Genomic DNA, 16023 nt, shown 5'->3' with positions numbered 1-16023 from the left:
GGGTTCAGGACACCGGCCGGGAGTCGCCCCAGGCGCCCTCGAACTCCTCGCGATAGACCTCCAGCAGGCCCTGTTCGCTGCCGCCGGGCTGCTGGCCGGCGCCGCCGCGCAGCACCAGGGCCGGGGACTCCATGCCCCGGGCGCGGCGCAGGTAGGGCTGGATGACGCCGAGGTCGCGGCTCTGGCGGCGGCCGCCGACCTGGCCGGTCGGGCGGGGGCCCTCGACGAGGTAGGCGGTGAAGCGCGGGGTCTCGTCGAAGACCCGGATCTCGAAGCCGCCCTGGTCGCGCAGCCGGGCCCGCACCCGGCGCACGTGCATGATGTTCATCTCGATGGAGCGCGACAACTCGCCGCGACCGAGGCCGAGTTCGCGTTCGCGGCGGCGGACGGCGCTGCTCGCCGGGTTGAGGAAGAGCAGGCGGACCCGGCAGCCGTCGCCGGCCAGGCGCACCAGCCGCTTGCCGGTGTAGTTCTGGCAGAGCATGCCGAGGCCGATGCCGAGCGCGTCCAGGCGCCGGGCGCCCTCCAGCAGGTCCTCGACGGGCAGGTCGCGCTGGAGGCGGACGCGGTCGGCGTGCACGGCGACGACGTCCGCGTACCGGCCGGCCACCAGCGACTCGACGACGTCGGCGGGCACGCCGCCGGCGCCGCCGTCCAGGACGGCGAGCAGGCGGGCGGCGGCGCGTTCGGTCTGGGCGAGGACGGTCTGGGTGAGCACCCGGTTGCGGGAGACCACGTGCCGGGCCACCTCCAGTTCGTCCAGGGCGAGTTCGATCTCGCGCCGGTCGGACAGGTAGGGCTCGAAGCAGGGCCAGTGCTGGACCATCAGCTCGCGCAGCTGGGGCAGGGTGAGGAAGACCAGCGGGTCGTCGTCGGCCGGGTCGAGCAGGTAGCCCTTGCGGCGGCTGACCTCGCGGACGGCTCCGGCCCGGTGCGCCCACTCCTCGCCGGCGGGGCCGGCGGCGGCGGTGACCCAGTCCTCGCCGTGGGCGGGGGCGTAGATGGGGTGCAGCACCTCGTCGACGAGGGAGCGCAGCCGCTGCTCGACGAGGTTGAGCCAGACGTAGGCGCGGCCGGACAGCCGGACCCGCTGGTAGGCGTCCTCCCATTCGGCGGCGGACCAGGCGAGGGCGGGGATCTCGACCGGGCCGCCCTGGGCGGGTACCAGGGGGCGGCCGGACAGGGTGGGGCGCATGACGACCGTGGGCGCCTCGCTGCGGGCGCCGCCCCGGTCGGGGCCGTCGGGCCCCGGGCCGCGGCCGCCGGCGGGGAACACCATGCGCCACCTCACCTGGTCTGCTGCTCTACGCTCCGCCCCTGCGCGGCTGATGGAGCGCCACCGGCCCGGGGGCGGCCGGACGATCAAGGGTACTGCCCGCCGCGAGCGGTGCGCAGCCGGATGGCCCCCGGGGCCCGGCACCACCACCAGGCCCACCCTTCACAGACCCACGCCCATCGCAAGCCCCGCCCATCGCAGGCCCGCCCGCCGCGAGCCCGGCCCCGCTTATCACAGGAATGCGGGCTGGACACCCGTTCGGGCGAACCGGCCGCACATGTCCCGGCCGCCGGGGGAAGGCTCGGGGAGTATGCGCACTGTGCCGTGCGTCACGGCGCGCGAGCGCCGCACATGCCCGGCCGCCCGGCCGGGAAGAGAGCGTCCGGGTCCGGGCACGTTATCGGACTACACGTCAGTTTCCGTTGAGTGCAAGGAAGTTGAGGACTCATGCAGGTCTGGCCCGGTAAGCCCTACCCCCTCGGCGCCACCTACGACGGGGCCGGCACCAACTTCGCGGTGTTCTCCGAGAGTGCCGACCGGATCGAGCTGTGCCTGATCGACGAGGACGGCTCGGAGACGGCCGTCGAACTGCGCGAGACGGACGCCTTCGTCCGGCACGCCTACCTCCCCGGCGTCCAGCCCGGCCAGCGCTACGGCTTCCGCGTCCACGGCCCGTACAACCCCGGCCTCGGCCAGCGCCACAACAGCGCCAAACTGCTGCTGGACCCGTACGCCAAGGCGATGAGCGGGCACATCGACTGGGACGAGGCCGTCTACGGCTACCACTTCGGCGCGCCCGAGCGCCGCAACGACCTCGACTCCGCCCCGCACACCATGCACTCGGTCGTGATCAACCCGTACTTCGACTGGGGCACCGACCACCCGCCGCGCACCGACTACCACCGCACCGTCATCTACGAGGCGCACGTCAAGGGCCTCACCCGGCTGCACCCGGGCATCCCCGAGGAGATCCGCGGCACCTACGCGGGCCTGGCCCACCCGGCGGTGATCGAGCACCTGGCCAAGCTCGGCGTCACCGCGATCGAGCTGATGCCGGTGCACCAGTTCGTCCGCGACCACCGGCTGCGCGACCTGGGCCTGTCCAACTACTGGGGCTACAACACCATCGGCTTCTTCGCCCCGCACTCCTCCTACGCCTCCAGCGGCGACCGGGGCCAGCAGGTGCAGGAGTTCAAGTCGATGGTCAAGGCGCTGCACGCGGCCGGGATCGAGGTGATCCTGGACGTCGTCTACAACCACACCGCCGAGGGCAACCACCTCGGGCCGACGCTGTCCCTGCGCGGGCTGGACAACGTCTCCTACTACCGCCTCGCCCGGGACCAGCGCTTCTACGAGGACACCACCGGCACCGGCAACAGCCTGCTGATGCGCAGCCCGCACGTGCTCCAGCTGATCATGGACTCGCTGCGCTACTGGGTCACCGAGATGCACGTCGACGGCTTCCGCTTCGACCTCGCCGCCACCCTGGCCCGGCAGTTCCACGAGGTCGACCGGCTCTCCTCCTTCTTCGACCTCGTCCAGCAGGACCCGGTGGTCTCCCAGGCCAAGCTGATCGCCGAACCCTGGGACCTCGGCGAGGGCGGCTACCAGGTCGGCAACTTCCCGCCGCTGTGGACCGAGTGGAACGGCATGTACCGGGACACCGTGCGCGACCTGTGGCGCGGCGAGACCGCCGCCCTCGCCGAGTTCGGCTCCCGGCTCACCGGCTCCTCCGACCTCTACCAGGACGACGGCCGCCGCCCCATCGCCTCCATCAACTTCGTGACCTGCCACGACGGTTTCACCCTGCGCGACCTCGTCTCCTACAACGACAAGCACAACGAGGCCAACGGCGAGGACAACCGCGACGGCGAGTCCTTCAACCGCTCCTGGAACTGCGGCGTCGAGGGCCCCGGCACCGACCCGGCCGTCGAGGAGCTCAGAGCCCGCCAGCAGCGCAACCTCATCGCCACCCTGATGCTCTCCCAAGGCGTGCCGATGCTCTCCCACGGCGACGAACTCGGCCGCACCCAGCAGGGCAACAACAACGCCTACTGCCAGGACAACGAACTCACCTGGGTGCACTGGCCGGACGGCGACGGGCCCGAGGCGCGGCTGCTGGAGTTCACCCAGGGGATGATCTGGCTGCGCCGCGACCACCCGGTGTTCCGGCGGCGGCGCTTCTTCCACGGGCGGCCGGTCCCCGGGCGCCCCGGGCCGGGGACGCTCGCCGCCGGCGGCCGCCCCTCCGGCGGTCACGCCTCCGGCCGTCACCCCTCGGGCGGTCACCTCTCGGGCAGTCACCTCTCGGGCGGCTACGACTCCGGCGGCTACGACGACCTCACCGACATCGCCTGGTTCACCCCCGGCGGGGAGGAGATGACCAAGCGCAACTGGGGCGCCAGCTACGCCAAGTCGCTGACCGTCTTCCTCAACGGCTACGCCATCTCCGAGCCGGACCGGCGCGGCGGGCGGATCGTCGACGACTCCTTCCTGCTGATGTTCAACGCGCACTTCGAGCCGCTGGAGTTCACCCTGCCCGCCGACCACGGGCAGGAATGGCAGGTCGTGGTCGACACCGCGCAGGCCCGGCTGCCCGCCCCGGGCGCGGGCGCGCGGGTCAAGGCCGGGGACGCGCTGTGGCTCACCGACCGCTCGCTGATGGTGCTCCAGCGGCCGGCCTGACACCCTGCGCTCACCTGTTCGGACCAGCAGCGGGTCTTGGCGGCGGGCTCCCCCGGGTACTCATGGACCTATGACCTCCGCCGCCGAGCCCGCACCGCCCCGCCCGGCCGCCACCTCCCCCTCATCCGCCACCGCTACCGCCACGGCCCCCACGGCCAGCTACCGCCTCCAGCTGCAACCCGGCTTCACCCTCCACGACGCCGCCGCCGCCGTCCCCTACCTCGCCGCCCTCGGCGTCTCCCACCTGCACCTGTCCCCGCTGCTGGAGGCCGCCCCCGGCTCCACCCACGGCTACGACACCGTCGACCACGGCCGGGTCAGCGAGCAGCTCGGCGGCGAGGCCGCCCTGCGCGCACTGGCCGCCGCCGCCCACCGGCACGGCCTGCGGCTGCTCGTCGACGTGGTGCCCAACCACATGGCGGTGCCCGTCCCCGAGCGGCTCAACCAGCCGCTGTGGCAGGTGCTGCGCGACGGCCCCGACTCGCCGTACGCGCGCTGGTTCGACATCGACTGGGCGGCCCAGCCGGGCCCCGTCGACGCCCCCGCGCGCGGCCGGGTGCTGCTGCCGCTGCTCGGCGACCGGCTCGGCGCCGTGCTGGACCAGCTGGTGGTGGACGGCGAGGTGCTGCGCTACCACGACCACGAGCTGCCGCTGCGGCCCGGCACCTCGGGGCTGCCGCTCGACGAGCTGCTCGCCCGCCAGTGGTACCGGCTCGCCTGGTGGCGGCTGGCCCGCACCGAACTGAACTACCGGCGCTTCTTCACCGTCAACGAGCTGATCGCCGTCCGGGTCGAGGAGCCCGAGGTGTTCGCCGCCACCCACGCCACCCTGCTGCGGCTGCACGCCGACGGCATCGTCGACGGCTTCCGGATCGACCACCCCGACGGGCTCGCCGACCCGCGCGGCTACCTGCGCCGCCTCGCCGGCGCCACCGGCGGGGCGTACACCGTCGTCGAGAAGATCCTCACCGGCGGCGAGCGGCTACCCGCGGACTGGCCGGTCGCCGGGACGACCGGCTACGACGCGCTGCGCCGCATCGACGGCGTGCTCACCGACCACGCGGGCGCCTGCCGGCTGGCCGGGGCGTACGCGGCGTTCCTGACCGGCTCCGCGCCGGACGGCGAACCCTGCGCCGACCCCCACCCGGCGGTCGCCGCCGCCCGGCGCGGGCGGGCCGACATGACCGCGCCGCACGGCGAGCTGGCCGCCGAGGTCGACCGGCTGGTGCGGATCGCGCTGCGGATCGGCGCCGCCGAGCCCGCGTACGCCGACCACGCGCCCTGGCGGCTGCGCGCGGCGCTGCGGCGGCTGTTCACCGGCTACCCGGCGTACCGGCCGTACGCCCGGCCCGGGGAGCCGGTGCCGCCGGCCTCCGCCGAGCAGCTGCGCGCGGCGCTGGACGGCTCGGCCGACCCGACGGACCGGCTGGTCGCCGCCCTGGCCCTCGGGGAGCTGGGGAGCGGGCCGCAGAAGGACGAGTTCTGCGAGCGCTTCGCGCAGACCGCCGCCGCCGTCGCCGCCAAGGGCGTCGAGGACACCGCCTTCTACCGGTGGAACGCGCTGCCCGGCCTCAACGAGGTCGGCGGCGAGCCCGGCCGGCCGGGGCTGCCTCCGGCCCGGTTCCACGACTGGTGCCGCTACCTGGAGCGCGCCTGGCCGCACAGCATGACCGTGCTGTCCACCCACGACACCAAGCGCAGCGCCGACGCCCGCGCCCGGCTCGCCGTGCTCGCCGAGCAGCCCGAGGCCTGGGCCGCCGAGGCCGCCGCCTGGTCCACCGCCGCCGGGCCCGGCCCAGGCGCCGGCCCCGACGGCGAAGGCGGCCACGACCCCGGCCACGGCCCCGACCCCGGTGCCCGCGACGGCGACTGGCTGCTCTGGCACACCCTCGTCGCCGCCTGGCCGATCGACCCCGACCGGCTCGTCGCCGCCCTCCTCAAGGCCGCCCGCGAGGCCAAACTGCACACCTCCTGGACCACCCCCGACGCCCGCTTCGAGCAGGCGCTCACCGCGCGCGCCCGCGCCGTCCACACCAACCCCGGACTGCTGCCCCGGATCGAGGGCCTGGTGCACGCCCTCGCCCCGTACGCCCGCGCCAACACCCTCGCCGCCGCGCTGCTGCACCTCACCGTCCCGGGCGTGCCCGACCTCTACCAGGGCAGCGAGGAGCCGCTGTACACCCTCGTCGACCCGGACAACCGGGGCGTGGTGGACCTCGGCGCGCTCGCCGTCCGGCTCACCGACGCGGCCGCCCCGCGCCCCGGCGACCTCGCCCGCGAGAAGCTGCACCTCACCAGGGCGGCGCTGCACCTGCGGCGCGACCGCCCGCTCGGGCCCTACCGGCCGCTGACCGCCGCCGGCCCCGCCGCCGACCACCTGCTGGCCTTCGCCCGCGGCGCCGACGTGGTCACCGCCGTCACCCGGCTCCCGTACGGGCTGGAACGCGCCGGCGGCTGGCGCGGCACCGTCCTGGAGCTGCCCGACGGCGGGCCCTGGACGGACCTGCTGACGCTGCGGACCCACCCGGCGGGCCCGGTGCCCGTCGCGCGGCTGCTGGCGGACCGGCCGGTGGCGCTGCTGACGAGGAGGAGCTGAGCGTGCGGATCTACGAGGTGTGGGCGCCCCTGGCCACCGACCGGGTCGAGGTCGAGGTCGACGGCTCCGCCCATCCGCTGGCCCGGTGCCCGGACCGCCCGGGCTGGTGGACCGGCCGCGCTCCGGCCGGCGACTACGCCTTCCGCCTCGACGGCGGGCCGCCGCTGCCCGACCCGCGCTCCTCCTGGCAGCCGCACGGCCCCGACGGCCCCAGCCGCCCGGTCGACCACGCCGCGTTCCGCTGGTCGCAGACCGGCTGGCGCGGCCGCGCGCTGCCCGGCGCCGTGCTGTACGAGCTGCACATCGGCACCTTCACCCCCCGCGGCACCTTCGACGCCGCCGCCGAGCACCTCGACCACCTGGTCGAGTTGGGCGTCGACTTCGTCGAACTGATGCCGGTCTGCCCGTTCCCCGGCCGGCACGGCTGGGGCTACGACGGGGTCTCGCCGTGGGCCGTGCACGAGCCGTACGGCGGGCCCGAAGGGCTGAAGCGCTTCGTCGACGCCGCCCACCGCAAGGGCCTCGGCGTGGTGCTGGACGTCGTCCACAACCACCTCGGCCCCTCCGGCAACCACCTTCCCGCGTACGGCCCGTACTTCGCCGACCGGCACCACACGCCGTGGGGGGCGGCGGTCAACCTGGACGCCCCCGGCTCCGACGAGGTGCGCCGCTACCTGATCGGCAGCGCGCTCGGCTGGCTGCGCGACTACCGGATCGACGGCCTGCGGCTGGACGCCGTGCACGCCCTCGCGGACGACCGGGCCGTCCACTTCCTGGAGGAACTGTCCCACCAGGTCGAGAAGTTGGCCGTCGCGACCAACCGCCCGCTGTTCCTGATCGCCGAATCCGACCTCAACACCCCGCACACCACCGCCCCGCGCGCGGCCGGCGGCCAGGGCCTCACCGCGCAGTGGAGCGACGACTTCCACCACGCCCTGCACTGCGCGCTCACCGGCGAATCCCAGGGCTACTACGGCGACTTCGCCCGCCACCCGCTCGCCGCCCTCGCCAAGACGCTCACCCGCGGCTTCTTCCACGACGGCACCTGGTCCGGCTTCCGCGGCCGCGGCCACGGCCGCCCCTTCCCGCCGGACGGCGGACACCGGCTGCTCGGCTACCTCCAGACCCACGACCAGATCGGCAACCGGGCCCTCGGGGACCGCATCTCCACCTGCCTCACCACCGGCCGGCTCGCCTGCGGCGCCGCGCTGGTGCTCACCTCGCCGTTCACCCCGATGCTGTTCATGGGCGAGGAGTGGGGCGCGGCCACCCCCTGGCAGTACTTCACCGACCACACCGACCCGCAGCTCGCCGAGGCCGTCCGGCAGGGCAGGCGCCGGGAGTTCACCGACCACGGCTGGGCCGCCGAGTCCGTCCCCGACCCGCAGGAGCCCGCCACCGTCCTGCGCTCCGTCCTCGACTGGACCGAGCCCCGACGCGCCCCGCACGCCGAACTCCTCACCTGGCACCGGACGTTGATCCGGCTGCGCCGCGACCGGCCGGAGCTGTCCGACCCCGGCCTCGGCGCGGTACGGGTGGCGTACGACGAGGCGGCGCGCTGGCTGGTGGTGCACCGGGGACCGTACCGGATCGCCGTCAACCTCGGCCCCACCGAGGCCGCCCTGCCACTGGACGGGACCGGGCGCGAACTGGTCGCGGCCTTCGGGGCGGCGGCGCTGGACGGGACGGCGGTACGGCTGGGGGCGGACGCGGTGGCGATCGTCGCGGTGGCGGTCGGCGCGGTGGCGGTCGGCGCGGTCTGACCCACCACGCGCGTCACCAGAGGAAGGTGGCGATCCGCTCCCGCAGCGAGGCCGCGTCCAAGCCGTAGGCGCTCAGGTGCTCCGGGATCGAGCCGTAGTGCCGGTGCTCCTCGCGCGGCACGCCCAGGCCCAGCACCCGGTGCGGGCGGTCGGTCAGGGCGGCGTGCGCCTCGTTCGCCGAGGTGCCCGCCAGGTACGGCTCCACCAGCACCACGTCCGCCCGCTCCCCCACCGCCGCCCGCAGCCCGGCCGCGTCGAAGGGGCGCACCGTCGCCGCGTACAGCACGGTGGCGTCCAGGCCCTCGGTGGCCGCGAGCACCGCGTCCAGCATCGGCCCGACCGCGAGGACCACGCCGCGCGAGCCCTGCCGCACGGTGGTGAACCGGCCCGCCTCGACCGGCAGGGCCTGCGCGTTCTGGTGCGCCGAGAGGCGGACGTAGACGTTGCGGTCGCCGTCCGCGACGGCGTGGCGCAGCAGCTGCTCGGCCTCGTCCGGGTGGCCCGGCACATGGACCGTCCAGTCCGGCAGGGTGTCCAGCAGGGCGACGTCGCCCGGGGACATGTGGGTGCGGCCGCCGGCCGGCCAGTCGTAGGAGCCGGCCGCGCTCACCAGGACGGCGCCGACGCCCTGGTGGACGAGGTCCAACTTGACCTGCTCAAAAGGCCGTTCGATCAGGAAGCTGGCGAAGGTGTGGGCGATCGGACGCATCCCGGTCAGCGCCAGGCCGCCGGCCGCGCCGATCAGCAGCTGCTCGCGGATGCCGACGTTGACCACCCGGTCCGGGTGGCGCTGCTGGGCCGGGGCGAAGGCGGCCGCAGTGATGTCGGCGAGCACCACGGCCAGCCGGGGGTCCTCGTCCAGCAGGCGGCTGGTGACGTCGATGAAGCGGTCGCGCATGGTGTCCATCGGTGAAGTGCCTTTCGGTTCGTGCTGGTTGGCGCGTGCGTGGGGGTTCTCGGGCGCAGGGTTCCCGGGCTCAGGAGTCCTTGGGCTCGACCCGGGCGACCACCACGTGCGGGCGGCCCGGGTGTTCGGCGGTGTAGGCGCGGTACAGCGCCTCGTGGTCGCGGCCGTCCACCGTCGCGGTGGACCATCCCTCGGCCGCGAACCGGGCCGCGATGCCGCCGTGCCAGCCGTGCGTGGCCGAGGAGTTGTCGATCACCACCACGTGCAGCCGCTCCAGTCCGTACGCACCGGCGAAGGCCACCGCCTCGTGGTTGGAGCCCTCGTCGAACTCGGCGTCGCCGACCAGCACCCACACCGCCGGGTCGGTCAGGCCCTGCGCCCGCAGCCCGAGCGCCGTGCCGACGCCCAGCGGCAGGCCGTGCCCGAGCGAGCCGGAGGCGATCTCCACCCCGGGGACGAGCATCCGGTCCGGGTGGTGGCCGAGCGGAGAGTCGTAACCGCCGAAGCTCGGCAGCACCCCGGGGTCGATGAAGCCCTTGGCCGCGAGCACCGCGTAGTACGCCATCGGGCCGTGGCCCTTGGAGAGCAGGAAGCGGTCCCGGTCCTGCGCCCCGGCCCGCTCCGGACTCACCCGCAGGACCCGGTCGTACAGCACCCAGAGCGCGTCCAGGGTGGAGGTGGCGGCCGGGCCGTGCTTCTCGTCGCCGGTCATCAGGCCCATCAGCGCCGACAGGTCCTCGAAACGGGTGGTTTCCGCGAGGTCCGCGGTTGCGTTCGTCGTCATGACCACGATGGTGCAACTTAAAGTCGACTTGAGGTCAAGCGGCTAGAGTGGGTGCCCATGACCGCGACCCCGGACCACGGCCGAGCACCCGGCCCGCACCGCGACGACCTGCTCACCATCGGCCAACTCGGCCACCGCAGCGGCCTCGCCGCCTCCGCCCTGCGCTACTACGAGAGCCTCGGCCTCATCCACGCCACCCGCACCGCCGGCGGCCAGCGCCGCTACCCCCGCGGCACGCTGCGCCGGATCGCCTTCGTCCGCGCCGCCCAGCGCGTCGGACTCTCCCTCGACGAGGCCCGCGTCGCCCTCGACCGGCTCCCCGAGCGCCCCGCCCCCAGCGGCGCCGAGTGGGACCGGGTCGCCGAATCCTGGCAGAGCCGCATCGACGAGCAGATCGCCGAGCTCCAGCGCCTCAAGGCCAAGCTGACCGGCTGCATCGGCTGCGGCTGCCTCTCCCTCTCCCGCTGCTCCCTCTACAACGCCGCCGACCGCGCCGCCGACACCGGCCCCGGCGCCCGCTACCTCCTCACCCGCGACCCGGCCGGCGGCCCGGAACCCCTCTCCCCCGCCGCCACCGACGCCTGCGGACCCCACTGAACCGCTCCGGCGCGGGGCGCTTCCCTCATCCCGGCCCACCTCGGCGGGAGTTGAAGCCCTCCGCGCGGACGCTGGACGCCCTCGCGGAGGAGTGGTTCGGGATCGCCTAGGTTCGGTCAGAAAGCGGCCGGGGGTCGGTGCGCAGCAGGCTGTAGCGGACCACGTCACGCCACTGGCCGTCCCGGAAGCCCATGCTGCGCTGGACGCCCTCACGGACGAAGCCGCACTTCTCCAGCGCGCGCTGCTCGGCGAGGTTGGTGTCCTCGGTGTCCGCCTCCAGCCGCATCACCACGGTGTGGGCGAACAGGTAGTCCACCAGCAGTTGTTGGGCCCGCGTGCCGATGCCCCGGCCGCGCGCCTCCGGGCGGATCATGATGCCGAGGTTCCAGTACGGCGCCAGGTCCGGCCGGCCGACCTGGCGCCAGGCGACGAACCCGGCGAACTCGCCCCCGGACAGCACCGCGAGCATCGACTGCTCGGGCGCCAGCAGGCCGCTCTCCGCCCAGAGGCGCCGGGTCCGCCCGGGGTCGCGCCACCCGAACCACTGGAACGGGCCCGACGCCCGAGGGTCGTTCAGCAGTGCTTCGAGCGGGGCGAGGTCGGCTTCGCCGATCGGTCTGAGGGACACCGGTGCATCGTTCATGCAGGGCCCAACGGTCCATGACCTGGCCCGGGTTCCCCGCGGCGCGCGCCTTCAGACGGTGATCGTCCGGGCGAGCCGGAAGCCGACGTCGTCGATCCGCAGGGTGGGGTGGCTGCGGCGGCGGACGGAGGCGCGGCAGCTCCAGTGCTCGTCGAACCAGCCGCCGCCGCGCAGCACGCGGTAGTCGCCGTACACCTCGGCGTCGTACACGTCCCAGCACCACTCCCACACGTTGCCGAGCAGGTCGTACAGGCCGAAGCCGTTGGGGCGCAGGCCGCCCACCGGGTGCGGGCGCTCGTCCGAGTTGCCGCGGTGCCACGCGATCTCGTCGAGCGGGCCGTAGCGGGGGCCGTCCGTTCCGGCGCGGCAGGCGTGCTCCCACTCGGCCTCGGTGGGCAGCCGGTAGCCGTCGGCGGCGCGGTCCCAGGTGACGGACTCGCCGTCGAGCCGGTAGGCCGGCGCCAGCCCGTCCCGCCGGGACAGGTCGTTGCAGTAGCGGACGGCGTCGTACCAGGAGACGCTGTCGGCGGGGAGCCGGTCGCCGGCCCCGGCGCCGTACTGCTCGCGGGTGACCGGACAGGGCGCCAGCTCGTAGGGGGCGAGCTCGACGGTCCAGCTCCGCTGCGTACGGCGGTCCGACAGCGTGACGCGGCCGGGCGGGACGGCGATCAGGTCGGTTCGGGTGCTCGCATCCATGGGCCGCGATCCTAGCCCGTGGGATGATCAATGTCCTTTCCGCTCTTCACACCTGACGATCAGGAGTAACACCGCCATGAGTTCCGTCCCGCCGGACCCTTCGACTCTCCACCCGGTGGCCGGGCAGCCGCGCGTGGTGCTCCTCAAGCCGTTGGTGACGTCCCCGCTGATCGACGTCGGCGACTACTCCTACTACGACGACCCGGACGACGCGACCGCGTTCGAGACGCGCAACGTGCTCTACCACTACGGCCCGGAGCGGCTGGTCATCGGGAGGTTCTGCGCGCTGGGCACGGGGGTCCGGTTCATCATGAACGGGGCGAACCACCGCATGGACGGCCCCTCGACCTTCCCGTTCCCCATCATGGGCGGAAGCTGGGCCGAGCACTTCGACCTGATCACCGGCCTCGCCGGCCGGGGGGACACGGTGGTTGGCAACGACGTCTGGATCGGCTACGGCGCCATGGTGATGCCCGGCGTGCGCATCGGCCACGGCGCGATCATCGCCTCCGGCGCCGTCGTCGTCGACGACGTCCCCGACTACGGGATCGTCGGCGGCAACCCGGCCAAGCTCATCCGCACCCGCTACGCCGAGGCGGACATCGCCCGCCTGCTCGCCCTCGCCTGGTGGGACTGGCCGACCGAGCACCTCACCCGGCACCTGCGCACCGTCATGTCCGGCACCGTCGACGACCTCGAAGCGGCCGCGCCGGGACGGTGACGCCCTGGCGCCCGCCGCGCGCCGGACCGAGGATGGTGTCCGTCCGTACGAAGGCCGGCGAAAGGTGACGACGATGGCAGGTACGAAGGTCAGCACGGTCGTGGAGGCTCCGGCCGAGCAGGTGTGGGAGCTGCTGGGGGACTTCCACAACCTCGGCGGCTGGCACCCGGGGCTGCCGGCCAGCAGCCTCGGCAACGAGCTGACGGGCAACGCGATCGGGTCGGTCCGGGTGTTCGAGATCGACGGCGCGGCGCTGCGCGAGACGCTGCTCGCCTACGACGAGGAGGCCCGCAGCTACACCTACAGCTTCCCCGAGGGGGCATTCGAGCTGTACGGCTACCGGGCGACGCTGCGGGTCACCCCGGTCACCGCGCTCGACGCCAGCTTCGTGGAGTGGGGCGCCACGTACGACGTCGAGGCCGAGCACCGCAAGGACTCCGCCGACCGCCTCCGCGGGGTGTTCACGGCCGGCCTGACGGCGCTGCGCGAGCGGTTCGCCGGCTGACGGCGGCGGGCCGTCCGGGACATCAGCGCCCCACCACCACGTAGAACGCGACCAGCGACCAGCCCAACAGCGACAGCACCCCCACCGTCCACCCGAGGACGGCCGCCGTCTGGCCGTACTCGGGGCCGCGGGCGCGCTGGAACGCGGCCACCAGCGCGGGGATCGCGGCGACCGGCAGGAACAGGAAGGCCGCCAGCATGAGCCACGCGCCGAACCCGATCACGAACCAGATGCCCACGAACAGCAGCGGCACCGAGGCGACCGCCACCACCGCGCCCGCCGCCGCACAGGCGATCCGGAACGGGCCCCGCTCCCGGTAGCAGACCGGCACGGCGGCGGCCACGGTGCTGACCAGCGCGATCACGTGCAGGAACAAGAACGAGCCGCCCAGGCCGAACGCCACCGCCGCGAGCACCAGCGGGAGCAGGCACACCGCGGCCGCCAGCCCCGCCAGCACCCTCGCACTCCCCGGCACCACGGCCACGGCTCCCCCTTGCGCCCACTTATTTGAACGCGTTCAAAGCTAGCACGCACCACGCCGGGAGGAGCGACAGGGCCGGCCCGTCGCGCGACGGCTCACCATTCGCCCCCAAGGGGCGTCCAGCCGAGACGCAGGTGGTGGAGGGAGTCGGGGAGAACGACAGGGAGGTCGAGCGGGCCCGCACTGGTGAGGTAGCCGGCGACGAAGCGGTCGGCGGACGGGCCGGTGAGGTAGCGCTCGAACCAGAGCCACTGGGAACGGCTCATGGGCTGGAACTGGAGGGAACGCCAGAGGGCGTCGAGCGCCTTGGGGAGGAGGGCGTAGATCGTCGGCGGCATCAGACCGCCGGTGATCTCGGCGGTGACCAGGCGGTCCTCGTTCACGCCACACGCTCCACGGGGGCGGAGGAGGCGGCGGCGGAACCGATCTCCGACCACACGATCTTCCCGATGGGCACGCGCGGGCAGCAACCCCAGCGCTCGGACAGGAGCTTGACGAGGAGAAGGCCCCGCCCGGACTCGTCATCGGCGGACGCAGGGCGAAGGAGCGGCGCGCGGTCACGGCGCGCGTCGTGCACCTCGATGCGCAGCCGGGAGGGGCCGAGGGAGAGGGAGAGCCACAGCCGGTTGCCGATCGGAGTGCCATGCACGACGGCATTGGTGACGAGCTCGGAGACCACCAACAGGCCGGAGTCCGCGAAGAGTTCACCGGCGGGGGTCGAGTCGAGGAGCCGCAAGAGCGCCTGCCGGGCCTTCGCCGGCGACCGCCGACTGCGCAGCAGCCAGCAGCTGGACACGAACTCGGGGGGATTGTCAGGCGATTCGAACATGGCGAAGCCACCTTCGGGAGCGAGTGGAGAAGATCCAAGGCAGAGCTGCCGACTCGGCGGGCTTCCGCGACCAGCGCAGCACCCAGCACGAGGCGCCGGAATGCGCGCCCACCGACCTACACAGGCGTTCACAGTCAGCTAGCACTCCGTTACTCAAAGCATGCTGCATGCCACATCGGAAGCGCAAGGCAAGTCGAGCAAATATGAAAACTTTCACTTCGAGTGGCAAGGCGTCACCCTTAGACTCCCCGAAGGTGGTGGCGAAGCATCACATACGCCATGCACACTGGTTCTTGGAAGCTTTGAAGGGGTCACATAGATGGCGGTCGCAGTACCAGCCGTGCGATACCGGCGCATCGCAGCCGAGCTCAGGCGACTTCGCGAGCTCAAGAACCTGTCGGCCGAAGAGGTGGCGGCCCAGGTCGACGGCGTCAACCTGGTGAAGCTCAGCAGATACGAGAACGCCCGCGTCCAGCTCAAGCCGGACGTCGTCCGCGCGCTGCTCGACTTCTACGAGTGCGACGAGGAGCTCAAAGAGGTCCTCGTCGAGATCCTTCGAGACAAGCGGCGTCCCGGCTGGATCGCGGGCTACGAGCAGTTGAACCCGCTCTACACGGATCTGATCCGCCTCGAAGAAACCGCAGTGGGTAACAAGTCATATCAGTCTGCCTACATCCCTGGCCTGCTCCAGACGCGCCAGTACGCTCACGCCATCATCTCCAGCGGCGTCATAGAGAAGCCCAGCGTCGAAGAGCGAGTCGAAGTCCGGATCAACAGGCAGTCCGTCCTGACTCGATCCGAGAACCCGCTGAAGCTATGGGCCGTGATCCACGAGTCGGCCCTGACCATGAGTGCCGCCCCAGGCGTGATGGCTGACCAGCTGGACAAGCTGCTGCAGTTCAGCCGGCTCCCCAACATCAGGATCCAGGTCATGCCGGCCATGGCTCCGCCGCACCCCGGTATGACCGGGCCGTTCGCACTCCTGGAGTTTCGGCAACGCGATCTCGACCTGGTTCTGCTCAGCGGAATGCTCAGCAGCGACTGGGTTGAGGACCCGGACCAAGTCGATGTCTATCGAGCGGCGTTCGACGAAATCATGGCAACCGCCTTGGCCCTCGACGAGTCGCGTAGCCTCATCACACAGAAGAGAGACATGCTCAAGTGACCCACTTCCCTGTCGCCTCCGCACTCCCCGTGCAGTGGAGGAAGGCAAGCGCCAGCAATCCGAACGACGACTGCGTCGAAGTCTCCGACGGCATCACCGGCATCGTCCCGGTCCGCGACAGCAAGGACCCGCACGGCCCGGCCCTCAGCTTCAGCCCCGAGGCCTGGCAGGCCTTCATCGCCGCCGTCCAGGCGGGCGAGCTCCCGGTAGCTCGCTAGCCTCAACTGTCCTGGGCGGCCCCATGCCGAGCACGGGGCCGCCCCCGGATTGACGTCCACACCCGGTCCACGACACCGTTCCGAGTGCATCGACTCGCGCCCCCAGGCTCCTTCCAGCGGCCTGCCAGCCTCTCATCGACTTCTCATCCGGCACCCC

At 73.1% G+C, this 16023-nt stretch carries 16 protein-coding genes; 8 read left to right on the top strand and 8 right to left on the bottom strand.

Translation table 11 applies throughout. The annotated features are described in order from the left end of the window. Positions 1–4 precede the first annotated feature (4 nt). Positions 5–1195 (bottom strand): SAV2148 family HEPN domain-containing protein, encoded by a 1191-nt coding sequence (locus AB0R04_RS06355; RefSeq protein WP_363368781.1) that lies wholly within the window; start codon positions 1193–1195, stop codon positions 5–7. A gap of 528 nt (positions 1196–1723) precedes the next feature. Here AB0R04_RS06355 and glgX point away from each other — a divergent pair. The 3 genes from glgX (at position 1724) to treZ (ending at position 8320) form a co-directional block, all read left to right on the top strand. After that, entirely contained in the window at positions 1724–3961 is a 2238-nt protein-coding gene (gene glgX, locus AB0R04_RS06350) for a glycogen debranching protein GlgX (RefSeq protein ID WP_363368661.1), read from the top strand. A 70-nt stretch (positions 3962–4031) separates the two neighbouring features. Further along, on the top strand, positions 4032–6557 hold the full coding sequence (treY, locus tag AB0R04_RS06345) for a malto-oligosyltrehalose synthase (RefSeq protein WP_363368659.1): 2526 nt from the start codon (positions 4032–4034) through the stop codon (positions 6555–6557). A gap of 8 nt (positions 6558–6565) precedes the next feature. Then, positions 6566–8320 carry a malto-oligosyltrehalose trehalohydrolase gene (gene treZ / locus AB0R04_RS06340; RefSeq protein WP_363368779.1) on the top strand — a complete coding sequence of 585 codons (1755 nt, stop codon included), beginning with the start codon at positions 6566–6568 and terminating at the stop codon, positions 8318–8320. Positions 8321–8333: 13 nt separating this feature from the next. On the opposite strand, the gene AB0R04_RS06335 is transcribed toward treZ, so the two are convergent. After that, complete coding sequence (locus tag AB0R04_RS06335; RefSeq protein WP_363368657.1) at positions 8334–9227, bottom strand: transketolase C-terminal domain-containing protein; 894 nt, start codon at positions 9225–9227, stop codon at positions 8334–8336. Positions 9228–9297: 70 nt separating this feature from the next. Then, the gene (locus AB0R04_RS06330; RefSeq protein WP_363368655.1) at positions 9298–10011 is read right to left on the bottom strand and encodes a transketolase; all 714 of its coding nucleotides are present in this window, start codon (positions 10009–10011) and stop codon (positions 9298–9300) included. 57 nt (positions 10012–10068) lie between these two features. On the opposite strand from AB0R04_RS06330, the gene soxR reads away from it, so the two are divergent. Beyond that, the gene (soxR, locus tag AB0R04_RS06325) at positions 10069–10608 is read left to right on the top strand and encodes a redox-sensitive transcriptional activator SoxR (protein WP_363368653.1); all 540 of its coding nucleotides are present in this window, start codon (positions 10069–10071) and stop codon (positions 10606–10608) included. A gap of 106 nt (positions 10609–10714) precedes the next feature. On the opposite strand, the gene AB0R04_RS06320 is transcribed toward soxR, so the two are convergent. Both AB0R04_RS06320 and AB0R04_RS06315 read right to left on the bottom strand, forming a co-directional pair. Beyond that, positions 10715–11236 carry a GNAT family protein gene (locus AB0R04_RS06320; protein ID WP_363368651.1) on the bottom strand — a complete coding sequence of 174 codons (522 nt, stop codon included), beginning with the start codon at positions 11234–11236 and terminating at the stop codon, positions 10715–10717. Between the two features lie 66 nt (positions 11237–11302). After that, positions 11303–11947 (bottom strand): SUMF1/EgtB/PvdO family nonheme iron enzyme, encoded by a 645-nt coding sequence (locus AB0R04_RS06315; RefSeq protein ID WP_363368649.1) that lies wholly within the window; start codon positions 11945–11947, stop codon positions 11303–11305. Between the two features lie 76 nt (positions 11948–12023). On the opposite strand from AB0R04_RS06315, the gene AB0R04_RS06310 reads away from it, so the two are divergent. Together AB0R04_RS06310 and AB0R04_RS06305 are read left to right on the top strand one after the other, a co-directional pair. Further along, positions 12024–12668 carry a CatB-related O-acetyltransferase gene (locus AB0R04_RS06310; RefSeq protein ID WP_363368646.1) on the top strand — a complete coding sequence of 215 codons (645 nt, stop codon included), beginning with the start codon at positions 12024–12026 and terminating at the stop codon, positions 12666–12668. 73 nt (positions 12669–12741) lie between these two features. Continuing rightward, the gene (locus AB0R04_RS06305; RefSeq protein WP_363368644.1) at positions 12742–13173 is read left to right on the top strand and encodes an SRPBCC family protein; all 432 of its coding nucleotides are present in this window, start codon (positions 12742–12744) and stop codon (positions 13171–13173) included. Positions 13174–13195: 22 nt separating this feature from the next. Here the strand turns inward: AB0R04_RS06305 and AB0R04_RS06300 are convergent, their stop codons facing one another. The 3 genes from AB0R04_RS06300 to AB0R04_RS06290 form a co-directional block, all read right to left on the bottom strand. Next, positions 13196–13657, bottom strand: a complete 462-nt coding sequence (locus tag AB0R04_RS06300; protein WP_363368642.1) for a hypothetical protein — start codon at positions 13655–13657, stop codon at positions 13196–13198. 92 nt (positions 13658–13749) lie between these two features. Continuing rightward, the gene (locus tag AB0R04_RS06295) at positions 13750–14037 is read right to left on the bottom strand and encodes a hypothetical protein (protein ID WP_363368640.1); all 288 of its coding nucleotides are present in this window, start codon (positions 14035–14037) and stop codon (positions 13750–13752) included. Beyond that, positions 14034–14483, bottom strand: coding sequence for an ATP-binding protein (locus AB0R04_RS06290; RefSeq protein ID WP_363368638.1), 450 nt, complete (start codon positions 14481–14483; stop codon positions 14034–14036). The genes AB0R04_RS06295 and AB0R04_RS06290 overlap by 4 nt, the downstream gene beginning before the upstream one ends. A 319-nt stretch (positions 14484–14802) precedes the next feature. Here AB0R04_RS06290 and AB0R04_RS06285 point away from each other — a divergent pair, with 319 nt between their 5' ends. Further along, on the top strand, positions 14803–15648 hold the full coding sequence (locus AB0R04_RS06285) for a helix-turn-helix transcriptional regulator (protein ID WP_363368636.1): 846 nt from the start codon (positions 14803–14805) through the stop codon (positions 15646–15648). Next, on the top strand, positions 15645–15866 hold the full coding sequence (locus AB0R04_RS06280; protein ID WP_363368634.1) for a DUF397 domain-containing protein: 222 nt from the start codon (positions 15645–15647) through the stop codon (positions 15864–15866). Before AB0R04_RS06285 ends, AB0R04_RS06280 begins: the two co-directional genes overlap by 4 nt. Positions 15867–16023: the final 157 nt, after the last annotated feature.

The organism is Kitasatospora sp. NPDC056731 (assembly GCF_040687675.1).
GTDB lineage: Bacteria > Actinomycetota > Actinomycetes > Streptomycetales > Streptomycetaceae > Kitasatospora.
This window is presented reverse-complemented; position numbering and strand designations above follow the sequence as displayed.

Bases quoted from the DNA above. Each gene is read 5' to 3' on its own strand.
- AB0R04_RS06335 (WP_363368657.1), bottom strand. From the start codon at position 9,227: ATGGACACCATGCGCGACCGCTTCATCGACGTCACCAGCCGCCTGCTG.
- AB0R04_RS06305 (WP_363368644.1), top strand. From the start codon at position 12,742: ATGGCAGGTACGAAGGTCAGCACGGTCGTGGAGGCTCCGGCCGAGCAG.
- AB0R04_RS06330 (WP_363368655.1), bottom strand. From the start codon at position 10,011: ATGACGACGAACGCAACCGCGGACCTCGCGGAAACCACCCGTTTCGAG.
- AB0R04_RS06355 (WP_363368781.1), bottom strand. From the start codon at position 1,195: ATGCGCCCCACCCTGTCCGGCCGCCCCCTGGTACCCGCCCAGGGCGGC.
- glgX (WP_363368661.1), top strand. From the start codon at position 1,724: ATGCAGGTCTGGCCCGGTAAGCCCTACCCCCTCGGCGCCACCTACGAC.
- AB0R04_RS06285 (WP_363368636.1), top strand. From the start codon at position 14,803: ATGGCGGTCGCAGTACCAGCCGTGCGATACCGGCGCATCGCAGCCGAG.
- AB0R04_RS06290 (WP_363368638.1), bottom strand. From the start codon at position 14,483: ATGTTCGAATCGCCTGACAATCCCCCCGAGTTCGTGTCCAGCTGCTGG.
- soxR (WP_363368653.1), top strand. From the start codon at position 10,069: ATGACCGCGACCCCGGACCACGGCCGAGCACCCGGCCCGCACCGCGAC.
- AB0R04_RS06315 (WP_363368649.1), bottom strand. From the start codon at position 11,947: ATGGATGCGAGCACCCGAACCGACCTGATCGCCGTCCCGCCCGGCCGC.
- AB0R04_RS06310 (WP_363368646.1), top strand. From the start codon at position 12,024: ATGAGTTCCGTCCCGCCGGACCCTTCGACTCTCCACCCGGTGGCCGGG.
- treY (WP_363368659.1), top strand. From the start codon at position 4,032: ATGACCTCCGCCGCCGAGCCCGCACCGCCCCGCCCGGCCGCCACCTCC.